At 44.4% G+C, this 2,444-nt stretch carries 4 protein-coding genes; all 4 read left to right on the forward strand.

Features of this window, described 5'->3' with window-relative positions; translation table 11 throughout:
* Window positions 1-490, forward strand: a 490-nt coding sequence (locus QJ48_RS34995; RefSeq protein WP_157261886.1) for an extracellular solute-binding protein, incomplete at its 5' end; no start/stop codon positions are given.
* A 106-nt stretch (window positions 491-596) separates the two neighbouring features.
* Window positions 597-1,478, forward strand: coding sequence for a carbohydrate ABC transporter permease (locus tag QJ48_RS35000; RefSeq protein WP_054977830.1), 882 nt, complete (start codon window positions 597-599; stop codon window positions 1,476-1,478).
* Window positions 1,479-1,663: 185 nt separating this feature from the next.
* Complete coding sequence (locus QJ48_RS35005) at window positions 1,664-2,302, forward strand: carbohydrate ABC transporter permease (RefSeq protein ID WP_337589653.1); 639 nt, start codon at window positions 1,664-1,666, stop codon at window positions 2,300-2,302.
* A gap of 78 nt (window positions 2,303-2,380) precedes the next feature.
* On the forward strand, window positions 2,381-2,444 hold a 64-nt coding region (locus QJ48_RS36505), incomplete at its 3' end, for a LacI family DNA-binding transcriptional regulator (RefSeq protein ID WP_157261887.1).

A 2,444-nucleotide genomic window follows, 5' to 3' on the forward strand; every position in this document is an offset into this window, starting at 1 on the left:
CTACTTTATGGGAGATTGGACTTGGGCTGTCATCGGAACGTTAGAAGGGCGAGACAAAGAGTTTGGCATGATTCCGGTGCCGATTAGCAATAATCCGACGGACTACGGCAATACGCAAGTAGCTTACAGCGAACCGAAGTTGTTGGCCATTGATAAATCGGGGTCCACTCCCGAGCAGCAAAATGCCGCCAAAGCGTTCATCGAATGGATGGTGACAAGCGAGCAGGGGCAATCGGCGATCGTTAATAAAATGGGTCTCTCCATGCCTTACAAGGAGGTAAAGGTAAAGGGTACGAATGTGATATCCGATGCCGTTACCAAATATGTAGATCAAGGACAAGTTATTAATATCGGAGTGATCAACTATCTTCCGACAGACTGGTGGTCGAAGACGGGAGCGTCTATGCAAAAATATTTGGTAGGAAAGATCGATCGCAAGGGACTCGCGGATGAAGTTCAAATGTATTGGAAATCATATTCCGGGAAATAAGGACTTGCCTCGCTGAGAGGTAGAAGATGGGTGACTAGGCTCCGCCTTTGATACCCATCTTTTACTTAAAGGCAGTTAAAATACTGGTTGTAAAGGGTGCAGCATCATGAAGAAAAACATATTTATAAGGAATGCAGGAATGTTTTTGCTATTTGGGGCTCCTTCCATTTTTGCGTTTGGTGCTGTTGTCTTGATCCCGTTTCTGGTTGGATTATATTTGACGTTTACGAATTGGGACGTACGAATGACCAGCAGTACATTCATTGGTCTGGCTAATTACTCCAAGGTGTTTCATGACAGCGTATTTCTCACCCAACTGTGGTTTACCGTCAAATATGCGTTATGTACCGTATTGATCTCCAATATCGTGGCTTTCTTCATCGCGCTAGCGTTGACTAGAGGTGTGAAAGGGGAGAAATGGCTTCGAACGGGATTTTTTACACCGAATTTGATCGGCGGAATCGTACTTGGTTATTTATGGCAGACTCTATTCTCTCAAGTATTGCCGTATCTGGGCAATAAATACGGATGGTCCTTGTTTCAATCGTCTTGGTTGACCGATACGGATACCGCCTTTTGGGCGCTTGTCATTGCAACGGCATGGCAATTGGTCGGTTATCTTATGCTCATTTATATAGCCGGCTTCTCGGGCGTACCTAACGACGTATTGGAAGCCGCCAGTATGGATGGGGCGAACAACGCTACGATACTTCGCAGAATCATTTTGCCGCTTTCGATTCCCGCAATCGTCATAAGCATATTCATTTCCATTTCGCGGTCATTTTTAGCTTATGATATAAATCTGGCTTTAACCAAAGGCGGACCGTTCCATTCGACCGAGATGGCCTCGTACCATATCGTTCAAAAAGCATTTCTATCTAATCAATTTGGAACGGGTCAGGCCGAAGCGGTTGTCTTGTTTGCCGTAATAGCCTTGCTTGCGCTTACTCAATCCTACCTGCTGAAGAAACTGGAGGTCGAATCATGATCCGTGCTCGACAATCAACCTCACAAATCAAATCAGCATTGCTGTATATTCTTTTATTTGTATTTTTAACTCCCTTTTTATTGGTCGTCATGAATTCTTTCAAAAAAACGCAGCAATTTGTGGAAAGTCCTTTGTCTCCCCCTAAAGCCCTGCTTTTCGGAAACTATATCAGCGCGTATAAAAATATGGACTTTATGCAAGGGTTTCTGAATTCTTTCGTTATTACGGCGGTTGCCGTTTTCATCATTCTTATTTTCTCGTCGATGACAGGTTATTTGTTCGTTCGCTTCAAATGGAAGCTAAACGCAATACTGTTCTTTATCATGCTGGCATCCATGGCGCTTCCGTTCCAGGTCATCATGATCCCGCTGGTCATGTTGTACGGAAAGCTGGACCTGTTGAATATGAAAACAACTTTGCTGTTTATGTATTTGGGGTTTGGCGTACCGTTTGGCGTATTTACGTTCCACGGGTTCATCAAAGGGATTCCTTATGAATTGGAAGAATCGGCTTTTATCGAGGGGAGCTCAAGGCTGCGAACGTTTTTCCAGATTATTTTGCCGCTGCTGAGACCGGTCTTCGTAACGCTTATCGTTTTGGATGTGCTCTGGATCTGGAACGATTATTTGTTGCCCAGCCTGGTTTTGCTGTCGCCGGAACAGAGAACGCTGCCTCTCTCCACGTTTTCTTTTTTCTCGTCTTACTCCGTTGATTACGGTCCCTTGATGGCAGGATTGGTTATGACGATTATACCGGTGCTGATTCTATATCTTTTTCTTCAAAAACAGATCGTTAAAGGAATTACGGAAGGGGCCCTGAAATAAAATACCCGTACGCTTTCGAGGCTGAAAATGCGATGAAAAAAGTGTATAATTGCCTTAAAAAAGTTAAGGTGTGCATCTATGCCTAAAATCGAAGATGTAGCTGCGAAAGCAGGGGTTTCGGTAACGACGGTCTCCCGCGTGC

Origin of the sequence: Paenibacillus sp. A3 (assembly GCF_001399685.1) — a bacterium.
Classification (GTDB): Bacteria; Bacillota; Bacilli; order Paenibacillales; family NBRC-103111; genus Paenibacillus_G.